Origin of the sequence: Hyphomicrobium sp. (assembly GCF_019753045.1) — a bacterium.
In the GTDB taxonomy this organism is placed as follows: Bacteria; Pseudomonadota; Alphaproteobacteria; order Rhizobiales; family Hyphomicrobiaceae; genus Hyphomicrobium_B.
Genome location: NZ_JAIELN010000009.1, coordinates 54,183 through 75,777 on the forward strand (window position 1 = coordinate 54,183; position 21,595 = coordinate 75,777).

Sequence of the window (21,595 nt, forward strand, 5' to 3'; positions counted from 1 at the left end):
GAATGCTGATCAAGCTCACTGGCGGCAAAGTCTACGACCCGGCAAACGGCGTCGACGGCGAAGTTCGCGACATCTTCATTGAGAACGGCCGCATCGTCTCTCCTGAGCCGAATGCGAAGGTCGATCAGGAATACCCTCTGCACGGCCGGGTCATCATGGCTGGCGGCATCGATCCGCATTCCCACATCGGCGGCGGCAAGATGACGATCGCCCGCATGCTGCTTCCCGAGGATCACATCGGCAATGAAGTGGCACGCACGGAATTGACGCGCGCGGGCGTCGGCCATGCCGTCCCATCGACGATGACTACGGGCTATCGCTACGCCGAGATGGGATACACGGCTGCTTTCGAGCCCGCGATGTTGCCCGCGAACGCGCGGCAAGCGCACATGGAGATGGGCGATACGTCGATCATCGACAAAGGCGCCTTCGTGATGCTGGGCTCCGACGACTACTTCCTGCGCCAGCTCGCCGGCAAAGCCGATTTCTCGGCCATCAAGGACTACATCGCCTGGACGATGCACGCCGCGCAAGCGATCGCCGTCAAGGTCGTCAATCCGGGCGGCATCAGCGCCTTCAAGTTCAATCAGCGCAAGCTCGATCTCGATGAGAAGCACGTCTATTACGGCGTCACTCCTCGCGACATCATCGTGACGCTGGCCCGCGGTCTGCACGAACTCGGCGTCGTGCATCCCCTGCACATTCACGGCTGCAATCTCGGAATACCCGGCGGCTACGAGACGACGCTTGATACGATCAAGGGCGCAGAAGGCCTGCCGATCCATCTCACGCACATCCAGTTCCACAGCTACGGCACTGAAGGCGACCTGAAGTTTTCATCCGCCGCCGCTCCGATCGCCGAAGCCGTCAACGCCAACAAGAACGTGTCGTGCGACGTCGGCCAAGTCATGTTCGGTCAGACATGCACGGCTTCCGGCGACTCGATGCGCCAGTTCGTGAACACCCGTTCCGCCGATCCGAAGAAATGGGTCGTGATGGATATCGAATGCGACGCCGGCTGCGGCGTCGTTCCCTTCAAGTATCGCGACAAGAGCTTCGTCAACGCGCTGCAGTGGGCCATCGGCCTCGAGCTGTTCCTGCTCGTCAACGATCCGTGGCGCCTGTTCCTGACGACGGACCACCCGAACGGCGGACCGTTCACATGGTACCCGCATCTCATCCGGCTCCTGATGGACAAGGAGTTCCGCCGCGACCGGATGCAGACGATCAATCAGGACGCGCTGAAGTATTCGACACTCGCCTCGCTCGACCGCGAATATTCGCTTTACGAAATTGCGATCATGACCCGCGCCGGTCCTGCCCGCAGCCTCGGTCTCGTCGATCGAGGTCATCTGGGCGTCGGCGCCTGGGCGGACATCACCGTCTACGACGACAATCCCGATCGCGAAGCGATGTTCACGACACCGGAGCTTCTCTTCAAGAACGGCGAACTGATCGTGCGCAACGGCAAGATCATCAAGGTCGTCAACGGCGGAACGCACGTCGCGCGCCCATCCTACGATCCAAGCATCGAAAAATCTTTGAAGGGCTACTTCGAAGATTACCATACGATACGCATGGACAATTTCCGCTTATCCGATGATGAAATCGTCAACGGCGGCCGCGGCTCGCTGATCATCCAACCCACCAGGGCACGCGCAGCATGAGCAAGACGGTCAACGGCGTCGCCATCGACGATACCTTCGCCGAAGCCTTTGGCATGAGCGGAACCGGCATCATCATCACGGCCGATACGCTGAAATGGGCACGCATCGCAGCAACCGTCGCGACCGGCTTCGGCACGTCGGTCATCGGCTGCGGCGCTGAATGCGGTATCGACAAGGAATTGTCGCCTGACGAAACGCCTGACGGCCGCCCCGGCGTCCGCATCCTCATCTTCGGATTTTCGCCCGACGCGCTCGTTCCGCAAATCCGCAACCGCATCGGCCAGTGCGTGCTGACGAGCCCCGGCTCCGCCTGCTACGCCGGCTTCAAGGCTGACAAGACGATCGGCCTCGGCAAAGGCCCTCGTCTCTTCGGCGACGGCTTCCAGACGGCCAAGAAACTCGGCGGCACTCGCTACTGGCGCGTGCCCGTCATGGACGGCGAGTTCGTGATCGAAGAGGAAACCGGCCTGACGACCGACGCCGTCGGCGGCGGCAACATGCTCATCCTCGGCACGGACCGCGCCGGACTTCTCGAAACGGCTGAAGCTGCGGTCGACGCGATCGCCAAGGTCGATGACGTCATTACGCCCTTTCCCGGCGGCATCGTGCGCTCGGGCTCGAAGGTCGGCGCGAAATATGCGGGCATGTTTGCGTCGACGAACGACGCTTTCTGTCCGACGCTTCGCGGCACGGTGAAGAAGACCGAACTGGCGCCCGACACGCTCGCAGTGCTTGAAATCGTCATCGACGGTCTGACGTCGAAAGCGGTTGCCGACGCCATGCGCGCAGGACTCAAAGCCGTCACCGACGTCGGGGCGAAACGCGGCGTCACGCGCATTACCGCCGGCAACTACGGCGGCAAGCTCGGCCAGCATCACTATCATCTGAAGGATCTGATCTGATGAGCGGCCTCACGCTGCGCCTCAAGGCGCCCGCGAACGAGCGGTTGACGCTCAAGGACATCACGCCCGCGAAGCTCGCCGCTCTGTCGTCGCACGAGATCGCACGGCTGAATGTGGGCATCGAAAAGGGCGGCGTCGCCCTCGGCGACGCGTTCGATATTTCGGGAACCCCGGGCGACGTCCTCACCATCGAGGGCGCAGCGCCCACGCTCGATTTCGTCGCCTTCGGTCTCGACAGCGGCACGATCCGCGTGATCGGCGACGTCGGCCACTATGCCGGCCGCAAGATGACGGGCGGCAAGCTCGAAATCCAGGGCAGCGCAGGCTCGCATCTGGCATCCGGCGCCACCGGCGGCATGATCCACGTCCTGGGCAACGCCGGCGATAATCTCGGCAGCATCGTCTCCGGAGACCGCTTCGGCCTGATGGGCGGCATCATCGTCGTCGAGGGCAATATCGGGGCTCGCGCCGGAGAAAAGATGCGCAGAGGCACCGTTGTCGTCCGCGGCAAGACGGGTGCCGGCACGGGCACGCGAATGATCGGCGGCACCATCTGGGCCGAGGGCGGCCTTGGTCCGGAGCCTGGTCTGATGATGCGCCGTGGCACGCTGATCGCCCCGACGGTCGACAGCCTGCTTCCGACATTCGTCGATACCGGCAAACACGATCTCGTGATCGTGCGGGTTTTAGCGCGCTACCTGAAATCTGCCCTCGGTCAGCTCGCACCGAAGCCTATGCCATTGTTTGTACGGAAAATTGGCGGCGACACCGCGACGATCGGGCGGGGCGAAATCCTATTGCCGGCCGCCTGACGCGGCGATTTGCAAACTATTTTGCAAGGAACCACGCCTGAAACAAATCCCCGGCACCTAGCGTCAGCGTATTGTTGAGTATCGCTGACGCGCAATCCGGGAATTAGCTATGCTTGCAATCGTTCTATCCGCCTGCCTTACGAACGATCCGAATGTTTGCCGCGACTACAAGATACCGATCGATGCCAACATCGATGCGATGACGTGCATGGCCGAAGCACCGCCGCACTTCGCGAAATGGAGCGAGGAGCACCCCGGCTGGCAGGTGACACGCTGGCGCTGCGCTCCCACCACTGAAAACGACATCTGATTTTCCGGACGGCTTAACGGGCTACCCGGTCCAGGTTCATCATCGAATAGCTGGGTGATGCGAGACCGCTCACCTCGATGACGAATTTTTGCCGGATGGCCCGTTCGAAATCGCCATAGCCCTGGGCCGGCAGCACGAAGCTGCCGGGTCCGCCCATGACATGCTCGCGATACCACTGCTCGAGCGGAGGCGGCCCGCCTGGAACGGCTTTCGGCAACAACGCCGAATCTTCCGGTGTATCGAGCAGGATCGGCAAACCGTTGATCGTGACACCGTTGGCCACGAGTTCGTCGCGCACGGTCTCGATGGGCTCCTCGGCGTTACAGTTGTCGGGACCGTCTCCCGACACGTCGATGATGATGCGGGCAGCCTTCGCCGGAACTTGCGGAACGATCTTGTCGTTTGCCGACCGCAGCATGCGGGTCATGCAGGTGAACTCGCCGCCTTGCCGCTGCAGCGAACGAACCCGCTTAGCAGCCGCTAACGCATCGGCTTTATTCGCGATCCTGATCCAGGGAATGACGAAGGACGGCGTATCCGCCCACGTGACCATCGAGAACAGGATCCCGCCTGCCGATCCCCCGGTAATCGCCTCGATGACGCCAGGGTCTTCAAGCGCCTTGGCGATACCTTCCATCTGGAGCCGGTAACGGGCGTCGTCGACGGAATTCGAGACGTCGACCGAGACGACCAGCGCCGTATCGACAGGTGGCCCCTCCTGCCCCGCCACGGCGAAACAGCCAAGCAGGAAGGCACCGGCGGCCATGAATGCGGCAATCGCCGCACGCCGCTGTTTGAGAATGCTCAAAATGGAGAGAACTCCTGGTCGACGGGCGCAGCACCAGATGCCGAACCTATAGGCAATACGTAGCAAACGGATTTTTTCCCGCCAAGCCAGCGATTACCGCGAGCCGGCGGACCGAGCGTCCACACGGTCAAGCCTCTAGATCATCCGACCGCCGACGCGGGTCACTCGCGGCAGGAGTTGCATCCGCCAGCCCCCAAATCAATCCGGCCATAAGGAAGAAGTGCCGCCAGTGATCGCTGTCGATCACGAAGCCTTCGAACGCCAATCCCGCAAACGACGCGAAGGCGATCACAGCCGGTCCCTGAAGACGCGTCCTTTGCAGTGCCGTTCGAAAGCCGAGATAGAGCGTCGCCACCACAGTCATGATGTAGATCAAGCCGCCAAGCCACCCGGCATTCAGGAACTGGGTGAGATAGACGTTATGCGGTTCCTCGTGATGATAGGTATCGCGGAACGTATGCGTCCCGATCCCGAAGGGATGCTCGACGATCAGCGCACGCGCCTTTTGCTGCCCCCCGAAACGCCCGTTCGGACCCTCGTCATAACTCTGATCGAGGTTGGCACGCTGACCGAGCAGGTCGCGCACCTGGTCGATCTGTGTTGCAACCGCAAGCGCGCTCATCAGGCCGACGATGCCGATGATGGTGACTTTCCCGAAGCGATTGAAATCCGAGCTGCGCCGCGACCGGAAAAGAACGATGCCGATCAAAATGAAAACGGAAAATATCGTCGACAGCCACGCGCCGCGCGAAAAACTGATGAGCAACCCGATCACGAGCGGCAATGCAACGGCCGCCGCCATGAGCGCCTGCGTCGGCCGGCCCCGCAGCATGACCCAAACGACACTGACGATCGCAGGCGCTACCGCCGCGCCATAGACGTTCGGATCTTTGAAGGTGCCGCGCGCGCGATCGTAGTTGGTGAAGAGGTCGTACGTCGAAGGGAGGAGGCGAAAGTACCCGGCGAACGCTGCCGCTGTGGCGATGAGACAAGCGGCGACGTAGCAGATGAGCACGAGCTTCGCCCGCGGCTCCGGGTCCTTCGCGACGTAGCCCGCGATCACGAACGCACCTGTCGCCAGAAACAGCGTGACGAGCTGATGAACGAAAGCGGTCTGGAAGTTCGTGGAAAGCATGGTCCCGGCAAAGCCCAGCGCGAAGAGCGCGATCCATGCCGAATAGTTGACGAACGCTGCTTTGCCGAATTTCAGCACGTGCAGAACCGGCAGAACGCCGATGACTATCACCATCAAGCCGTCTGCGATCGCAGGCTCCGAGAAGACGATCGTGCTGAGCATCGTCGCAATCGCAACGAGCATGCCCGCGAGCGTGCTGGCCCGAATGCTCGGCGATATCGGAGCAGCAGGCGCAAGGCGCGGCGCTGTCTCGGCTGCCTCGGCGCTAGTAGGCATTCTTCCCCGTGAGCAGCGAGACCGGCGTCGCCGCAATGATGTAGAGATCGAATAGAACCGACCAGTTGTCGATGTAGTAGAGATCGTGCTCGACACGGCGGACAAGCTTCTCGTGCGTATCCGTCTCACCACGCCAGCCGTTGATTTGAGCCCAGCCCGTGACCCCCGGCTTCATCCGATGACGGGCGAAATAACCCTGCACGACGTTTTCATAGAGATCGCGCTCGGCCTTGGCGCCCGTCGCATGCGGACGAGGCCCAACGAGCGACATCTCGCCCTTTAGCACGTTGATGAGCTGTGGGAGTTCGTCGAGGCTCGTGCGCCGGATGAAACGGCCGACCGGCGTCACGCGCGGATCGCCCCGCGTCACTTGTTTGCTGGCTGTCGCATCCTCCATCTCGACGTACATCGAGCGGAACTTCAACACTTCGATCAGCTCGCTGTTGAAGCCATAGCGCTTCTGACGAAAGAAGATCGGGCCCTTGCTGTCGAGCCGCACGGCAAGCGCAACGAGTGCCATGATCGGCGAAACGAGCAGCAGCAATAGCGCTCCGAGCAGACGATCCTCGACGTTCTTGAGAACCCTGTCCCAGTCGCTCAGCGGCTTGTCCATCACCGCAAGCATCGGCACCCGCCCGATGAAACTGTAGGCGCGGGAATTGAGACGGAGCTTCGAGTTCAGCGCGGAAATCCGCACATCGACCTGCAGCGTGAAAAGCTTGTATAGGATCTCCATCAGCCGTTCTTCAGCCCGCGTCGGAACGGTGACAATGAGCAAGTCGACGCCCGCGTCGCGGCAAAAATCGGTGAGGGTCTCGAATGTCCCGAGCCGCGCGATGCCGCCATAACTTCCCGCGGCGCGCCCATCCTGCCGGTCGTCAAACACGCCGAGGATGCGCATGTGATTTGTCGGATCTGCGGAAAGCTCGCGGATGAGATCTTCCGCCTCCTGCCCGCCCCCGACGATGACTGTCCGCCGGACCAGACTGCCGGCGCGCGTCAGCCTGTCTATCGTCCACGCGGCGAGCGAGCGAACGAAGCAAAGAAACACGGCCGACAATTCCATCCACGCAGCAATCTCGGGAGGCGCGACCTCATCGTGATCGAACAGAAACGCAAAGCCTGAAATTCCGAGCGCGACGACGCCGAGCGACGTCAACACCTTCAGAGCTTGCGACGTGAACCCGCGAAGCGCCGGAATGGAATACGACCATTGACGGCGCAGCACATAGACCGCCAGCATCGCAACCAATGTCGTCGCCGCGAAGCTCCGCCACGATGGCTCGAACGGGTTTCCAAGGAGGACATTCGCCAGCGGCCACGCGACGACGATCGACACGAGATCGGCAATCGTTACCGCCAGAAGGAGTTTAGGCCGCGAGGCGCTGCCGAGCCTGTCGAAAAAGAGCGACTTGATCCAAGCGGTCACACGCTCCCATCGGGGATCGACGTTTTCGAGGATGATGTGGGAAGAGGAATTGGACTTCTCGGGCATCTGCGAACGGGCACCTTGGAATTGCATTCAATCCCATACGGGCCCTGAGATGAGGCGATGGTAAACATCGTCCAGTCGGGCCTGATAATGAGGCGTTCAAGCTGCTGTAAGGTGAACTCGGGGTTGTGCACCGTCCCAGAATGGCGAGAGCCGCCCACCCTCTGCCTGCCCGCTGTCAGCATATTTTGCTCTGCTCGCGCTGTTCCCGGCGGAACACGTCGCGCCATGCCTGCACGGTTAAAATAGGATTAACGGCGGCGATGTCCCGTTCTTCCGGTCCGCAAATGCGACGCGACCCCTCGTGACGTCTCAGGTCACGACCCTGATCGAGCCCGCATTCCCCGTCGATGTACGGCACTTAGGCCGGATGCCCTCGCTCACATCAAGGAGAGCATTATGTCTAGAAAGCTGCTTTCTCTATTTGCCGGCGGAGCGCTTGTGCTCGCGACGGCGGCCACCGGCGCGGCAGCTGCGTCGATCAACCCGGGCGGCTTGACGTTCCATTCAACGGGCAGCCTGCAGATCCCGGTCCGCTCCGGCGGAGGCGGGATGCATGCGGGTTCTGGCGGCCACATGATGGGCGGGCCACACTTCGCGGGCCCTTTGGTCCATCGACAGCTGGGCCGGACATACATGGCCGGCCACCACCACCATCACCATAACCGCTTCTTCTTTGCCGGTTACCCCTACTATTACTACGATGACGGCTATTACGACGATTACGATTCAAGCTGCTGGTGGAGCCGCTCGCATCGGCGCTGGATCTGCAGCGACTAAGGGCTGAAACACGTAATCAAGTCATCACGATAGACCCTCAGCACCGACGTTTGTTGAGGGTCTTTGCATGTTTTTTATGCGCGAGCGCGGGCGTCCGAGCAATTCGGAGGGCTATTGAAACGAAACGTCCACGATGACATCAATCCTGGAGCATGCGCTAATCAATGCTCAACCATCTTCAGACTAGGCTGCCCCGTCTCATTTCCGCCCGCCAGCATACCCAAGGTCTGTAAAATGTACCGCCTGCTTCCCCAGCGACAGCGCCCCCTGACAGGCCTTGCCATGATGGCGCTGATTGCACTGGCAACGAGTTCGACGATCGATAGCGCCGAAGCCGCAAGCCGCCGGTCGCGCAATCTCGACGACATTTCGCAGGATACTTTGACCGGCCAGCCCATGATGGCGATCGTGTCTCTCAAGGATCAGCGGGTCAGCATTTACGACGCGGCCGGCGGTGTCATGCGCGCGCCGGTTTCAAGTGGACGAACCGGTTACGAGACCCCAGTCGGCACCTACAGCGTTCTTCAAAAGGAAGAGGAACACTATTCGAACGTCTACGATGATGCGTCGATGCACTTCATGCAACGCATCACATGGTCCGGCGTAGCGCTCCATGCGGGCGCCCTTCCGGGCTACCCGGCATCGCATGGATGCGTCCGGATGCCCGACGGCTTCGCCCAGCGCCTGTTTCCGCTGACCAAGATCGGCATGCGCGTGATCGTCGCCTACGACGACGTCGCGCCCGTCGAGATTTCCCACCCGATGCTGCTGAAGCCGACGCCGCCGCCTGCAGTCGAGTCTGCTGTCGCGATCCCTATGTCGTACGACGGCCAGGACAGCGACGATAGCGCGAGTCCGTTTGAACCCAACGTGAAGCGTTGGCCGGCGCGCAAGGCCCAACTCGAAGCCCTGAAAACCATTGCGGCCGGCAAGCGGATTGAAGCCGATTCCGCAAATTCCCAGGCCGACGAGATGAAGCAGATCGTCGACGAAAAGAAAGAGCCTCGCGACAAGGCCGCCAAGATTGTCCGCAAAGCCGAGGCCGCAAAAAAGTCCGCCGACGATCGAGTTGCAAAGGCTGAGAAAGGACTGGCGGCCGCAAAGTCCCCCAAAGCCGCCAAGAATTGGGAAGACACGAAGGCGAAAGCGACGAAAAGCGCTGAAGAAGCCGCAGCAAAATTGGCTGTCGCGACCGCAACTCTGAAAGCGGCCGAAGATGAATTTCAGGCTGCCGTGAAACAAGCGGCGCCCTCTGAAGCCGCAAGAGCCATCGCTGTCGCCGCGGCAGACGACGCCAAGCACAAGACGCAACCGGTTTCGATATTCATCAGCCTCAAGACGCAACGGCTCTATGTGCGCCAAGGCTACGAGCCCGTATTCGAAGCCCCTGTCACAATCAGCGAGCCCGATAGACCGATCGGCACGCACATCTATACCGCCGTCGAATACACGAACGACGGCAAGGATCTGCGCTGGCACGCCGTAACCTTGGAACACAAGGAAGCCGATTACGCCTACAACGACGACGACCGCCTCCAGAAAACGAGCGATGCCGTCAACAACACGCCCCAGACCGACCTCGCCAAAGCCACTGCTGCGCTCGACCGGATCACAATTTCGCCGGAAGTCATCGCGCGCTTTTCCGAGGTCGCCTGGCCCGGCTCATCGCTGATTATTTCCGATGAACCGATGAGCAAAGAAACCAACAAGGCAACGGACTTCATCGTGCTTGTTAGTACCGAACCTCAAGGCGGCATCAAAAAGCGGCCGAAGCAGTTCTTCCCGTCCGATAACTTCTATCGCGATAGCTCCGACGATTTCTATTACGGCTACGACCGTTACGGACGGCGGGGATACCCACGACAGAAGTCCTACTTCGGCTGGTGGTGACGCGCGGACGGCCCCCTCCCTGCCGCCTTGTTGACACCAAAAATGCGCAGGAAGCCCCCGCTTCCTTGAAAATGCCGCGAGGACGTTATTGCCTCCGAACAATCGAATTCGGAGGATCCCTCATGAATGCCCAACCACGCCTTGCAAGCGACATCTCCACACTCGGAGTGATCGAGCAACTGCGCGACGCGCTGAAATACGCCGACAGCGAACTTCAGCGCCGCTGCGTCATCTCGAGCAAAGTTCGCGAAGCCCTGACCGTCGCCGAGCGCTTTCTCGCCAAAGCCGGACCCTGAAGCGCCGCGATCCGGCCCGAAGCTCAATCAAACTGCTGCCCACGAACCCACTTGAATCGGGAAACAAGCGCATGGAAACAGGCGCGTGCCGTCTCCCTGAAGGTGCGCCTGGACGTGGCGCCGTCGAACAGCTCATCGAATTCGAAGCGTGGCGTGAGACCAAGCCGATGTCTGTGCGGATAATAAAACACCAGCACCGGCGAACGCCGCCACCAGACCTTGAACTCGGCGTCTGACATTTGCCGCGGCGACACGGGCCACAGCAAGCCTCCGGCATGAACCATGTCCGCCGAAATCAAATCGTAAACAGCGGTCGCAATGCCCTTCCGCTGAAACGATCTCTGGACTTCCGCTTTTGTGATGAGCGCGATCCCGTTGACCATGTGGCCCACCTCGCAGGATCCAACGGCTTCCTCACCGATCACAGCCGACAGTTCCGTGCGGAAAATGCGATACAACATGCCGGCGTCCGTCAGAGCCCGCCGCAAGAAAAACACGCGTCCATTTTTGGTGGTTAGCGGAACGAGCGGCTTATCGAGCACCAAGGCCCGTAAACGCGTCTCCGCCTCCATCGGATCGAAGTCCGACTTGGCGTGCTGCGCCATCAGTCTCGAGTAAGAGGCTTCGGCTTTCTGCAATCGCTCAGACACGACCACCACCTAGGCTTTGCGTCAGCTGTCGGATACGTCCCGGTAAGAATTCGGCAGAAGGAGTTAACAAGCGGCCAATTCTGCCCCGTGCCAAACGGCCCAAATGTGGAGCACACCGCATTTATTAATCCGATAACGGAAAACCCGGGGTTTATGCTGCGCATGCGCCGCATTCCGGACCGGGAGTTCAACCGGTAAGCATCCGGGAGAATTGCTATCGGGCCGAGGGTGTCATTGTGATATTTCGGTCGCCCGCGCGGCACGCTGCAAGTATAGAGCCTGCAGCCGTTCGTTCCATCCAGCCGTGATGGCAACTTTAAGGGGTCATGAAAGTTGCAGCCTACGAATAAGCGGAAAAAATCCATGCAAGATCGATTGCAAGAGAAGAAGCCGTTGGCCAGTGCTGTCCCCAACAGCGCCCCGCCATCCGCGCGTCAGCCGCTTCTCTCCAAGCGCGCCCTTTCCGTTATCGGCACGCTCGCACTCATCGGTCTGATCGTTGCCGGATATTTTTATTGGCAACATTCGACACTTTTTCCCTCAACGGATAATGCGCAGGTCCAGGCCAACATTGTCCAGATAACTCCGTTCGTGAGCGGGCGCGTAACAGAGGTCAAAGTCCAACCCTTCGCATCCGTGAAGTCCGGCGACATCCTGGTGCAGCTCGACCCCGCACCCTACGAGTCGGCGCTGAAGCTGGCGCAGTCGCGCCTCACCGTCGCACAGCAGCAGCCGACAGGAACAGGGCCGCAGGCCGCCGCCGCGAAGGCGAACGTTGAGCAAGCGCAATTGGCCGTCGATCAGGCCCAGCTCGATCTCGATCATGCCACCATCAAAGCGCCGGTCGACGGAACAGTCGGCAGGGTCCGCGTTCAGCCGGGAGAACTCGCCAAAGCCGGCATGCCCCTCTTCCCGCTCGTCGATACGGCGCATTGGTGGGTCGACGCGAATTTCAAGGAAACTGATCTCGCCCGCATCAAGGCCGGCCAAACCGCCCACATCACGGTCGATGCGTTCCCGTCGCTGGCCTTGACCGGCAAGGTCGAAGCCATCAGCCGGGCCAGCAGTGCCGCGTTTTCGCTGATGCCGGCAGAGAATGCCACGGGCAGCTGGGTAAAAGTCGTCCAGCGGTTCCCCGTGCGCATCGGACTGACGCTCGGCCCGGACGATCCCCCGATCGGCGTCGGTGCCTCCGCGACCGTGACGATCGACACCGCCGGAGAAGGCAACAGTGGCGGCAAGTGATCGAGTAGCTGATCAAGCGAGCATGCCAACCGCCGATAGGCTGATGACCTCGCTCGCCGTTCTTCTAGCCGTGCTCATGGTCATTCTCGACATGACCGTGGTGAATGTCGCACTGCCCGACATGATGGGCGCGCTCGGTGCTACACCCGATCAGATTACGTGGGTTTTGACGTCCTACATTGTCGCTGAGGCGATCGTCATTCCGATGAGCGGCTTTCTCGCCGAGCGGTTCGGAAGAAAGCGCGTTCTCGTCGCGAGCGTCGGGGGCTTCGTCGTCGCGTCGATGCTCTGCGGCCAGTCCCACACACTCTTTCAGATGGTGTTGTTTCGCCTCCTCCAGGGCGCCTTCGGTGCGAGCGTCATTCCGCTTTCCCAAGCAACGATGGTCGACAGCTACGATGCGGCGAGCCGCGGCAAAGCCATGGCCGTTTGGGGAATAGGCGTTCTTCTCGGGCCCATCATGGGTCCGACGGTCGGCGGCTTCATCACCGATCACCTTGGCTGGCAGTGGGTATTCTACATCAATCTGCCGATCGGGATCGTCAACCTCGCGCTACTCATCGCTTACATCAGACCGACGAAACCGATCGCCGTACCGATCGATTGGCTGGGAGCCGCCCTTTTGGCAATCGGCGTCGGCAGCCTTCAGATGCTTCTCGATCGCGGCAACGTCGAAGACTGGCTGCAATCGAGCCTGATCATAAGTTTGGGCCTGATATCGATCGTCTGCATCGCGGCGTTCGTTTACAGAAGCTTCAATCGGCCGGATGCAATCCTCCAGCTCAGTCTGCTGAAGGATCGAAATCTCGCGACGGCCACGTTCCTCATCATGGCGTTCGGCGTCGGAATGCTGAGCACGATAGCGCTGCAGCCGCTCTTTCTGGAACATCTGCTCGGCTATCCCGCAAGCACGGCAGGGCTCGTCATGGCCCCGCGCGGCATCGCCGTCATGGCTGGCATGGTCATTGTCGCCGCGTTGATCTCGCATATCGATTCACGCTGGCTCGTGTTCTTCGGCCTCGTGTTGGCGGCCGCCGGCACATACGTGACGACGAGGACGTACAATCTCGAGATCGACAAATTCTGGATCATCGCGCCGACCATCTTTCAGGGCATCGGCATGGGCATGATATTCGTGCCCCTTTCGACGCTCGCCTACCAGACCTTGCCGAAGAGCGCCTCGGATCAGGCGGCGAGCATTTTCAACATCGCACGGACGATCGGCGGTTCCGTCGGGATTGCAATCGCTGCAACCATTTTGACCCGCACGGCGCATCAGAACTGGCAAACGCTCGGCGCCGCAATGGACCCCTACAATCCCGCGATGCAGACGTGGCTCGAAGCGACCGGCGTGGGGCCGTCCAGTCCCGTTGCACAGCAGATGCTCGGCGCCGAACTCATGCGCCAGTCGATGATGATCGGCTTTGTTGAAGCCTTTGGCTTCATCACGCTGAGCTTCCTCATTCTGATCCCCTTCGTGCTCCTGCTGAAGGACACCGGCGCCGGCTCGCCCTACGCCGTCGGAGGGAAATAAACGCCGCTGATTATCGGCTCAAAGCTGCCGCGCAGGATCGAAGTTCATCGACGGAGTGTTCCGACGAAATGAAAAATCTCAACCGGCCGGAGTTGATCCGCACGCCGGGATAGATGATTGGCGACGGGTTGAAGCCCTGCTCATACATGCGCTCCAGCAGCTTGCCTGTATTCTTCACTGAACCGACAATAATGGGAACCATTCCAAGTCCGATGCTCGTCCCCGTATCGAACCCACGCGCGCGGCAGTCTCTGAAAAACAGCTGGCAATTATCATGGAGGCGATGGACGCGCTCCGGCTCACTTTTGAGAATGCGCAGGCTTGCGAGCGCTGCGGCAGTCATCGCCGGGGCAAGGCCCACCGAGTAGACGAAACTCGGCGAAGAATATTTGAGAATTTCGATCAGATCCGCATTGCCGGCAATAAACCCGCCGCAGGATGCGAGCGACTTACTCAGAGTGCCCATGAAAACGTCGATTTTCCTTGGGTCAACTCCGGTGTATTCCGCGACGCCACGGCCGCTTTCGCCCAAAACCCCGACGCCGTGGGCATCATCCACCATCAACCAACAGCCGAATTTCTCTTTGATCTCGGTGAGGCTGGAAAGATCGACACAATCACCCTCGGTCGAATAAAGCCCCTCAATGACAATCAATACGTTTCTGAAGCTGTCGCGATTTCGGAGAAGCAGCCGGACAAGGGATTCCAAATCGTTGTGTTTGAACGTCTTTATTTCAGCGCCGGATAGCCGTGCGCCGACGATGGCACTGTTGTGCACGAACTCATCGTGAACAACGAGGTCACCCTTGTTCACAAGTGTGGCTATCGTTGACACGTTGGCGGCATGCCCGCTCACAAACGTAAGCGAGTTTTCGAAGCCGAAAAACTCTGCAAGCTCCGTTTCAAGCTGCTGATGCAGGTCCAGGTTTCCCGAAATCATGCGGCTTGCCGATATACAGGAACCAAACGCGTCGATTGCGCTCCTCGCTGCCGCCAGAACTTCCGGATGATCGCTCAGGCCGAGATAATCGCACCACCCGAAGTTTACGCGTTGCTGCCCATCGATGATCACCGACCTCTTCGAACGGCTTTCCTGAATTTTGAAGAAAGGATTTTCTATCCCCCAGGACTGCGCCAACATTTGATATTGCCGGATCGACCGAAATCGCGACGTATCGGAAAATGCTGCGGCCTCTCGATGGCCGAACCTCTGAGCTTTTTGGAAACCAAAAGCGGGTCTCAAGGCGCGAGTGGTATTCGATGCCATGGGCTGGACCTCTCAATCCTGCGAGAAAGGATGCGTCCCTGCGATAATCCGTTAGAGGATCAATCCCGATGCAGGCCTCATTCCCCATTTGTGGGCGGAGGTCGTCGCTCGAGATCGCGCAGCTATCAAATATACAACGGCCCAGACGAGCGATGATGTCCCTACTCGCGGGTCAATTCGGTGTCACCAGTTGAACTAGCTGAATGGCCTAGTCGCCTCGCTCGCAGCGGAGGAGTCTCCGCGAACACGGCAGATCCTGTCCACGAACGATCGATCGTTGCTGATGAGTACCCTGAGTTTCTTTTGCGAAATGGAATTTCGCGCAGTCAGAATGCCGAGGACGGAAAACTGCGCGTTCAGCGCGTACGCGTGAAGCTCGGCTTGGGGGATGGGCTCCGCCTCGCCTCGCTTCGCTTCACTTCACAAACAGCTCGCTGACGTGGAGATCCTTCTCGAACAATTGGCGTGATCCATCCAGGTGCCGGCGCCGCTATCACCCCGACGAACCCTTTCTCAAATATTTTTGATGTCGGCGACAGCGGGATCACGACCCTCACGCACAGTCTGGCGGGTGTCCGCGCATCGGCCGACCCTCCGAATTCCGTTTCTTTCGCTGCGCTCCGACTGTAAAAGGCAAGTGGACTGCTGGAAGCCACGATTTCGTCATCAGTATACAGGCCACTTAGAGATGCGAAGCAAGTTTGCAGGCACACTCATTGCCTTGCTGGAAGCTCAGGCAGCCTACGATCTTCCGATCGGCAGGCGCATTCAAAACGCTATCCGCCGCCAGCTCGGCAATGGCAGCCTGAAGGCCTTCGATCGCCTTCCGTCGACACGCGCTTTAGCCAGCGAACTGGGCGTGTCGCGCGAGACGGTCGAACTCGCCTACCAGCATCTTGAATCGGAGGGCTACCTCATCCGCGAGCGCGGGAGCGGGTCTTTCGTTTCGGAATCCGGGGCCCAATTGGCGCAATTTCAATCTCCTTCGGGCGGAAGATCGCGCAGCCTGCATCTTTCCGATCGCGGAAAAAAAATCACGAGATTCGGCGGTGTCCAAGATCCTGTGGCGCAAGCTTTTGCGGCTGCGTTTCCCGATGTTCGCTCGTTTCCGCTTGCGCTCTGGAACAAAACCGCGTCGCGCATTTCGCGGCGGCTGGAGACCAAGGCACTCACATACTGCGATCCGCAGGGCTTCCGCCCCTTACGAGAACAGATTAGCCGCTACATCGGCGCGCAACGCGGCGTAAAATGCGAAGCCGACAATATCATCGTGCTTACGAGTTCCCAGGAGGCCCTGCTCCTGATCGCTACGATGATGCTGGACGTCGGAGACACCCTCGCGGTCGAAGATCCCTGCTATCCCGGAATTCGGTCGGCACTCGCCGTTTCGGGCGCGCACCCACTCCCCATAGAGGTCGATCACAACGGCATGATGGTTGAAACGCTCGTGCGAAGGTCGCCAGCACCACGCGGAGTGTATGTGACGCCTTCGCACCAATATCCCACCACCGCCACCTTGAGCCTTGAGCGGCGCATGGCGCTCATCGACTGGGCCAAGGCTAATCGAAGTTTCATTATCGAGGACGACTACGACAGCGAGTATCGGTACGACGCGCAGCCAATTTCCTGCATCCAAGGATTGGATTCCTCCGGCAACGTCCTTTATGTCGGCACTTTCACCAAGACGCTTTTTCCTGGCGTTCGCCTCGCCTATCTCGCCGTGCCCAGCCACCTCGTGCAGGCGTTTGTTACCATGCGCACGCTTGTTGACGGGCATTCAGCTATTCTCAATCAGGCCGTGCTCGCCGAGTTCATGGAAGCAGGCGAGTTCACAGCACACATCCGGCACATGCGCCATATTTTCAAAGCGCGCCGCGATGCCTTCGTTGAATCTATCGATCGTCATCTCTCACCGTATGGAACGCTTCGTATACCGGCAGGCGGATTCCAGGCGGCTTGGTATCTGCACGATCGGTATTCAGAGGCTGAGGTTCGGGCAAAAGCAGAGCGGCACGGCCTGCTCTTGCCTTCCCTCGGAGGCCTGTTCCTCGGAAAGAGAAGCACACCTGGTTTCGTCTTGGGCTATGCGGCCATCACGCCATCTGAATGCGAGATTGCTGTCCAGCGATTGGCGCGCATCCTGAAGAGTTTCCAGACACGGTAGCGTCGCGTCTTAGATCAATGAGCCAGAAAGCCTTGCACAGCTCCGCAGGACTATCTCTGCGCGAACGCTTTCTCGACCACGTAGGTGCCAGGAGTGCTTGTGTTACCCTCGAAGAACCCTCGCTCTTCCAAAAGTGCCGAGAGGTCCTCAAGCATCGGGGCGCTCCCGCAGATCATCACCCTATCGGTGGACGGATCAAGCTGAGGCAGCTGCAGCGCCTCTTGCAGGGCACCGGTTTCGAGCGCAGTTGTAATGCGTCCCTCATGATGGAAGGCTTCGCGCGTCACTGTCGGATAATAAGCAAGCTGTCCCCTTACATACTCGCCGAGATACTCGTCATTCGGAAGCTCTTGGGTGATGTAATCGCGGTACGCAAGTTCGGCGATGTGGCGGACGCCGTGGACTAAAATGACCTTTTCGAAGTGTTCGTAAGTGAATGGATCTCGAATAATCGACATAAACGGAGCCAACCCAGTTCCCGTCGCCAAAAGATAGAGACGCTTTCCCGGCAAAACGTAATCGAGCAGGAGGGTTCCGGTCGGTTTGCGTCCGAGGACAATCCGCTCGCCGGGGACAATGGATTTAAGTCGCGACGTGAGCGGGCCGCCATCGACTTTGATGCTTAGAAACTCAAGGTGCTCCGCATGATTGGCGCTAGCGATGCTGTAGGCGCGTAGCAGAGGCCGCTCGTTGACCAAGAGCCCGAGCATTGTGAATTGCCCGTTGCTAAACCGAAAGCCCGCGTCGCGAGTGGTGGTGAAGCTGAAAAGTCGGTCGGTCCAATGGTGGACACTGAGTACGATCTCTTGATGCGGCGCGTTCAAGGCTTACTTCTCATCCTCAGCTAGATTCTCTACCCACATCGACCTATTACCGGGCTGGCCTGCGTAACGGAATTTTTTTACGAACTCTGGCATCGGTATGTCGGCCGTCAGGCGCGGATCGGCAACAGGAGGCTTCTGAGCAAGTTCCAACGACACCATCCCAGCCCAACGGTCGGTCGCAAGATCGATATCCTCATCGCCTGGAAGCGCGTCATTCACTTTGGCAGCCACTTCATCCAGTTTGAGCTTGATGACCTTCGTCGCTTTCCATTCCTGCTCGCTTGGCGGTCTCGCGTAATCCCAAAGCCCTGGAGCCAGTCGGTCTGTGAAAACCGACAGCACATGTCGTTTTTCCTCTTCGCTCGTTGTTGACGCTTCGCCAAACGCCATCACCGAGCGATAGAGAACATTGTGGTTCATGGCCGCGCGGGCGAAGACGATCCCGTCCAAGTGAGTGACGCTGAAACACACTGGGATTCGTTTCTCTTGGGCTTTGAGCATACGGCTCGCCGACGAACCATGCCAATATACGTGGTCGCCAATGCGCCAGTGACTTGTCGGAGTCACATAAGGCGCCCCATCAAAGACATAAGCGACCTGACAGATAATCCCGGCATCGATGATCGCATTTATGGCGTCACGATCGTACTTCGCGAGCCAATGGTAGCGGCGCAATCGGGTGCGGTCTGAATCGGGCGCGTGGGTCGCTGTATCCATGGTAGGGTATCCGTCCATAATCTCAATGGACGGGATTGATAGCCCGGCAATGGCGTGTTTTTCCATCCACTTTTGCCGTAACCACCAGACCACTTGGATGGCCCCCAGAACTCACGTCGCGGTTCAGGAGCTACTCGAAGGCCTTGGTCGAAGTCGGGGGAAGATTGTTTAATCGCGGCGCCTTTTGCGCGTCGATGATGGTTCGGATTTCGGAGCGGCAAGAGCCGCAGTTCGTGCCGGCCTGCAATGTCTCCCCGACCGCCGCGACGGTGCTGCAGCCGCGCTGTGCGGCAGCCACGATCTCATTGACGCCGACGCCAAAGCACGAGCAGACGGTCGCGCCCTTGTCGTCGGCACCCGCGTCGGGACGCCCGGCAATCAATCTGAAGCGCGCGGCCGCTCGGGGATGCGGAACCGCAAGTTGCCCCACAGCCCAATCTCGTGAAACGGCCACGGGCTCCGGCGCGAGAAAGAGCGCGCCCAGTAACGCTTCATCGCGATAGCAGGCGAAGCGATAGCGACCACTCTGGCGATCGTAGAAGGCGATGATCTCGGCATTCGGCAGCGCACCAAACAGATCGGCGGCGAGTGCGGCCCAATTTTCGCGGGACGTGGCAAAGCCAAGCTCGACGCGCCAGCCTCCGTTACACTTCGCAATTGCCCAATACTCGGCGTCGATGTGCTTGGGCTTACGAGCAAGAACCGCAAAACCGTGCGCCTCAACGACGAACCGTTCGATGCGGACGGCGATATTTTTGGAAGCCGGTTGACCCGACACAGGATCCACGACGGGGGGTACGAGGGTATCGACGCGAGCTTTCGACGCGAACTGATCGCTCCAGTGCATCGGAACAAAAATCGAGCCAGGTTGCTGGCGCGTCGAGATGAGAGCGCGCACGAGGATGAATGCGGTCCCGGTCGACACCCGAACGAGATCGGCGTCCTCGATGTTGTGGCGCGCACCATCCTCCGGGTGAATTTCCACAAACGGCTCACCGTAATGCTGAGAGAGCCGCTGGCTTTTTCCAGTCCGCGTCAACGTATGCCAGTGATCGCGGATGCGCCCCGAATTGAGCGTTATCGGGAAGGCATCGCTTGTCCGCGGGGAGTCCTGCACGCCGATTGCGACGAAGCGGGCCATTTTGTCAGATGAGAAGAACCTGCCGTCGCCGAACATCCGCGGAAATGAAACTGAGCCCGCACGGCGGGGCCATTGAAATGGCTCGAGACGATCGAAACCATCTTCCGAGATATTTTGGAATTCGCCGATATCGAAATCGCGGGTTCCATCATTCTCGAAAGCGGAAAGCGCTGCGTGCTCTGCAAAGATCTCCGCAGGCGATTGAAAATCGAATGCGGCACCGAAGCCCATGCGCTTGGCCACGTTGCAAATGATCCGCCAGTCCGGCTGCGCTTCACCAGGAAGAGGAAGGAAGCTCCGCTGCCGGGAGATTCTCCGCTCCGAGTTGGTTACCGTACCGGTCTTCTCGCCCCATGCAGCCGCCGGCAATCGAACATGCGCGTGACGTATGGTGTCGGTGTTCGCGCTGACGTCAGACACAACGACGAACGGACAATTGCGAAGAGCCTCCTCGACATTGCCCGCGTCCGGCATCGAGACCACCGGATTTGTCGCGACAATCCAAAGCGCCTTGATGCGGCCGTCGGCGACGGCACGAAACATATCGACCGCCTTGAGGCCGGGCCTCGTCGCCACCGTGGGCGATTGCCAGAAACGTTGGACACGCTCGCGATCCGCCGGCTGTCCGATGTCCATGTGCGCCGCAAGCATGTTTGCGAGGCCGCCGACTTCTCGGCCACCCATAGCGTTCGGTTGACCGGTGACGGAGAACGGCGAAGCTCCAGGCTTGCCGATCCGACCTGTCGCGAGATGGCAATTGATGATGGCGTTGACCTTGTCGCTCCCGCATGAGGACTGGTTGACGCCTTGGCTGAAGACCGTGACCGTCTTCTCGGTCTGCGCGAAAAGATCGAAAAAGCTTTGAACCATCGCGTGGCTCAGGCCTGTTCGTTCGACAGTCGTCAGAGCGTCCAGCGCTTGCGCGGCGCTTATGGCTTCTGCGCATCCCAAAGTGTGAGACGCGACAAAGTCCCGATCGAATGAACCCGTTTCGAACAGATGCTTGAGGAGCCCGACGAAAAGCGCGACGTCGCCATCAGGTTTGATCGGCAGGTGCAGGTCGGCGATATCGGCTGTCACCGTACGGCGCGGATCGATCAGCACAATCTTCATGTGCGGCCGTCGCTCTTTCGCGGCGACGATACGCTGATAAAGGACCGGATGGCACCAGGCTAGATTGGAGCCGACAAGCACGATGAGGTCTGCAATTTCCAGATCCTCGTAGCACCCCGGCACCGTATCTGAGCCGAACGCACGTCTGTGTCCCGCAACCGACGATGCCATGCAGAGCCGCGAATTGGTGTCGATAGTCGCGGAGCCGATGAAGCCCTTCATCAGTTTGTTGGCGACGTAATAGTCTTCGGTCAGGAGCTGGCCCGAAACATATAGCGCGACTGAATCCGGGCCATATTCCGCGATCGTCTTCGAAAAACGCGACGCGACGAGATCGAGCGCCGCGTCCCAAGTCGCACGTTGTCCGTCGACCTCCGGGTAGAGCAACCGGTCTTCTAGGTCGACCGTCTCGCCAAGCGCCGATCCTTTTGAGCAGAGCCGGCCGAGGTTCGCCGGATGATCGATGTCGCCGCGCACCGTGACCCTACCACCGCCAGCGACCTCCGCCACGATGCCACAACCGACCCCGCAGTATGGGCATGTCGTTTTTGTGGGCTGCGGCGCGGTCATTA

General features: G+C 59.7%; 18 protein-coding genes. 10 read left to right on the top strand and 8 right to left on the bottom strand.

Going from position 1 to position 21,595, the window contains the following annotated elements; all coding sequences use genetic code 11:
* Window positions 1-2 precede the first annotated feature (2 nt).
* The 4 genes from K2Q04_RS11240 to K2Q04_RS11255 all read left to right on the top strand — a co-directional run bounded on the left by K2Q04_RS11240 (window position 3) and on the right by K2Q04_RS11255 (window position 3,691).
* On the top strand, window positions 3-1,667 hold the full coding sequence (locus K2Q04_RS11240) for a formylmethanofuran dehydrogenase subunit A (protein ID WP_291163417.1): 1,665 nt from the start codon (window positions 3-5) through the stop codon (window positions 1,665-1,667).
* A complete protein-coding gene (fhcD, locus tag K2Q04_RS11245; protein WP_291163420.1) occupies window positions 1,664-2,569 on the top strand; it encodes a formylmethanofuran--tetrahydromethanopterin N-formyltransferase in 906 nt (301 codons plus the stop codon). The genes K2Q04_RS11240 and fhcD overlap by 4 nt, the downstream gene beginning before the upstream one ends.
* Window positions 2,569-3,381, top strand: a complete 813-nt coding sequence (locus tag K2Q04_RS11250) for a formylmethanofuran dehydrogenase subunit C (RefSeq protein ID WP_291163422.1) — start codon at window positions 2,569-2,571, stop codon at window positions 3,379-3,381. Before fhcD ends, K2Q04_RS11250 begins: the two co-directional genes overlap by 1 nt.
* A 109-nt stretch (window positions 3,382-3,490) precedes the next feature.
* Window positions 3,491-3,691, top strand: a complete 201-nt coding sequence (locus K2Q04_RS11255; protein WP_291163425.1) for a hypothetical protein — start codon at window positions 3,491-3,493, stop codon at window positions 3,689-3,691.
* A 13-nt stretch (window positions 3,692-3,704) separates the two neighbouring features.
* Here K2Q04_RS11255 and K2Q04_RS11260 read toward each other — a convergent pair whose 3' ends face one another.
* From K2Q04_RS11260 to K2Q04_RS11270, 3 genes are all read right to left on the bottom strand, one after another.
* Window positions 3,705-4,499: a DUF1194 domain-containing protein gene (locus K2Q04_RS11260; RefSeq protein WP_291163428.1), complete on the bottom strand. Its 795-nt coding sequence runs from the start codon at window positions 4,497-4,499 to the stop codon at window positions 3,705-3,707.
* A gap of 127 nt (window positions 4,500-4,626) precedes the next feature.
* On the bottom strand, window positions 4,627-5,910 hold the full coding sequence (locus K2Q04_RS11265; RefSeq protein WP_291163431.1) for an O-antigen ligase family protein: 1,284 nt from the start codon (window positions 5,908-5,910) through the stop codon (window positions 4,627-4,629).
* Window positions 5,900-7,432 carry an undecaprenyl-phosphate glucose phosphotransferase gene (locus K2Q04_RS11270; RefSeq protein ID WP_291163434.1) on the bottom strand — a complete coding sequence of 511 codons (1,533 nt, stop codon included), beginning with the start codon at window positions 7,430-7,432 and terminating at the stop codon, window positions 5,900-5,902. Before K2Q04_RS11270 ends, K2Q04_RS11265 begins: the two co-directional genes overlap by 11 nt.
* A 369-nt stretch (window positions 7,433-7,801) precedes the next feature.
* On the opposite strand from K2Q04_RS11270, the gene K2Q04_RS11275 reads away from it, so the two are divergent.
* The 3 genes from K2Q04_RS11275 to K2Q04_RS11285 all read left to right on the top strand — a co-directional run bounded on the left by K2Q04_RS11275 (window position 7,802) and on the right by K2Q04_RS11285 (window position 10,368).
* The gene (locus K2Q04_RS11275; protein ID WP_291163437.1) at window positions 7,802-8,182 is read left to right on the top strand and encodes a hypothetical protein; all 381 of its coding nucleotides are present in this window, start codon (window positions 7,802-7,804) and stop codon (window positions 8,180-8,182) included.
* A gap of 234 nt (window positions 8,183-8,416) precedes the next feature.
* The gene (locus K2Q04_RS11280; RefSeq protein WP_291163440.1) at window positions 8,417-10,072 is read left to right on the top strand and encodes a L,D-transpeptidase family protein; all 1,656 of its coding nucleotides are present in this window, start codon (window positions 8,417-8,419) and stop codon (window positions 10,070-10,072) included.
* Window positions 10,073-10,194: 122 nt separating this feature from the next.
* Window positions 10,195-10,368 (top strand): hypothetical protein, encoded by a 174-nt coding sequence (locus tag K2Q04_RS11285; protein ID WP_291163443.1) that lies wholly within the window; start codon window positions 10,195-10,197, stop codon window positions 10,366-10,368.
* A 23-nt stretch (window positions 10,369-10,391) separates the two neighbouring features.
* On the opposite strand, the gene K2Q04_RS11290 is transcribed toward K2Q04_RS11285, so the two are convergent.
* On the bottom strand, window positions 10,392-11,018 hold the full coding sequence (locus K2Q04_RS11290) for an N-acetyltransferase (RefSeq protein ID WP_291163446.1): 627 nt from the start codon (window positions 11,016-11,018) through the stop codon (window positions 10,392-10,394).
* A 363-nt stretch (window positions 11,019-11,381) separates the two neighbouring features.
* On the opposite strand from K2Q04_RS11290, the gene K2Q04_RS11295 reads away from it, so the two are divergent.
* Both K2Q04_RS11295 and K2Q04_RS11300 read left to right on the top strand, forming a co-directional pair.
* Window positions 11,382-12,263 (top strand): HlyD family secretion protein, encoded by an 882-nt coding sequence (locus K2Q04_RS11295; RefSeq protein ID WP_291163448.1) that lies wholly within the window; start codon window positions 11,382-11,384, stop codon window positions 12,261-12,263.
* Window positions 12,264-12,306: 43 nt separating this feature from the next.
* Entirely contained in the window at window positions 12,307-13,797 is a 1,491-nt protein-coding gene (locus K2Q04_RS11300) for a DHA2 family efflux MFS transporter permease subunit (RefSeq protein WP_291163451.1), read from the top strand.
* Between the two features lie 10 nt (window positions 13,798-13,807).
* Here K2Q04_RS11300 and K2Q04_RS11305 read toward each other — a convergent pair whose 3' ends face one another.
* Window positions 13,808-15,064 (bottom strand): aminotransferase class I/II-fold pyridoxal phosphate-dependent enzyme, encoded by a 1,257-nt coding sequence (locus K2Q04_RS11305; RefSeq protein ID WP_291163453.1) that lies wholly within the window; start codon window positions 15,062-15,064, stop codon window positions 13,808-13,810.
* Window positions 15,065-15,752: 688 nt separating this feature from the next.
* On the opposite strand from K2Q04_RS11305, the gene K2Q04_RS11310 reads away from it, so the two are divergent.
* Window positions 15,753-17,228 carry a PLP-dependent aminotransferase family protein gene (locus K2Q04_RS11310; RefSeq protein ID WP_291163455.1) on the top strand — a complete coding sequence of 492 codons (1,476 nt, stop codon included), beginning with the start codon at window positions 15,753-15,755 and terminating at the stop codon, window positions 17,226-17,228.
* 50 nt (window positions 17,229-17,278) lie between these two features.
* On the opposite strand, the gene K2Q04_RS11315 is transcribed toward K2Q04_RS11310, so the two are convergent.
* The 3 genes from K2Q04_RS11315 to K2Q04_RS11325 all read right to left on the bottom strand — a co-directional run bounded on the left by K2Q04_RS11315 (window position 17,279) and on the right by K2Q04_RS11325 (window position 21,593).
* Window positions 17,279-18,052, bottom strand: a complete 774-nt coding sequence (locus tag K2Q04_RS11315) for a ferredoxin--NADP reductase (protein ID WP_291163456.1) — start codon at window positions 18,050-18,052, stop codon at window positions 17,279-17,281.
* A gap of 3 nt (window positions 18,053-18,055) precedes the next feature.
* Complete coding sequence (locus K2Q04_RS11320; protein WP_291163459.1) at window positions 18,056-18,835, bottom strand: pyridoxamine 5'-phosphate oxidase family protein; 780 nt, start codon at window positions 18,833-18,835, stop codon at window positions 18,056-18,058.
* Between the two features lie 64 nt (window positions 18,836-18,899).
* Window positions 18,900-21,593, bottom strand: a complete 2,694-nt coding sequence (locus K2Q04_RS11325) for a nitrate reductase (protein WP_291163463.1) — start codon at window positions 21,591-21,593, stop codon at window positions 18,900-18,902.
* Window positions 21,594-21,595: the final 2 nt, after the last annotated feature.

What these genes read in the sequence shown, in the direction of transcription:
- K2Q04_RS11240 (WP_291163417.1), top strand. Translation starts at nt 3, where the DNA reads ATGCTGATCAAGCTCACTGGCGGCAAAGTCTACGACCCGGCAAACGGC.
- fhcD (WP_291163420.1), top strand. Translation starts at nt 1,664, where the DNA reads ATGAGCAAGACGGTCAACGGCGTCGCCATCGACGATACCTTCGCCGAA.
- K2Q04_RS11250 (WP_291163422.1), top strand. Translation starts at nt 2,569, where the DNA reads ATGAGCGGCCTCACGCTGCGCCTCAAGGCGCCCGCGAACGAGCGGTTG.
- K2Q04_RS11255 (WP_291163425.1), top strand. Translation starts at nt 3,491, where the DNA reads ATGCTTGCAATCGTTCTATCCGCCTGCCTTACGAACGATCCGAATGTT.
- K2Q04_RS11265 (WP_291163431.1), bottom strand. Translation starts at nt 5,910, where the DNA reads ATGCCTACTAGCGCCGAGGCAGCCGAGACAGCGCCGCGCCTTGCGCCT.
- K2Q04_RS11270 (WP_291163434.1), bottom strand. Translation starts at nt 7,432, where the DNA reads ATGCAATTCCAAGGTGCCCGTTCGCAGATGCCCGAGAAGTCCAATTCC.
- K2Q04_RS11275 (WP_291163437.1), top strand. Translation starts at nt 7,802, where the DNA reads ATGTCTAGAAAGCTGCTTTCTCTATTTGCCGGCGGAGCGCTTGTGCTC.
- K2Q04_RS11280 (WP_291163440.1), top strand. Translation starts at nt 8,417, where the DNA reads ATGTACCGCCTGCTTCCCCAGCGACAGCGCCCCCTGACAGGCCTTGCC.
- K2Q04_RS11285 (WP_291163443.1), top strand. Translation starts at nt 10,195, where the DNA reads ATGAATGCCCAACCACGCCTTGCAAGCGACATCTCCACACTCGGAGTG.
- K2Q04_RS11295 (WP_291163448.1), top strand. Translation starts at nt 11,382, where the DNA reads ATGCAAGATCGATTGCAAGAGAAGAAGCCGTTGGCCAGTGCTGTCCCC.
- K2Q04_RS11300 (WP_291163451.1), top strand. Translation starts at nt 12,307, where the DNA reads ATGACCTCGCTCGCCGTTCTTCTAGCCGTGCTCATGGTCATTCTCGAC.
- K2Q04_RS11305 (WP_291163453.1), bottom strand. Translation starts at nt 15,064, where the DNA reads ATGGCATCGAATACCACTCGCGCCTTGAGACCCGCTTTTGGTTTCCAA.
- K2Q04_RS11310 (WP_291163455.1), top strand. Translation starts at nt 15,753, where the DNA reads ATGCGAAGCAAGTTTGCAGGCACACTCATTGCCTTGCTGGAAGCTCAG.
- K2Q04_RS11320 (WP_291163459.1), bottom strand. Translation starts at nt 18,835, where the DNA reads ATGGAAAAACACGCCATTGCCGGGCTATCAATCCCGTCCATTGAGATT.
- K2Q04_RS11325 (WP_291163463.1), bottom strand. Translation starts at nt 21,593, where the DNA reads ATGACCGCGCCGCAGCCCACAAAAACGACATGCCCATACTGCGGGGTC.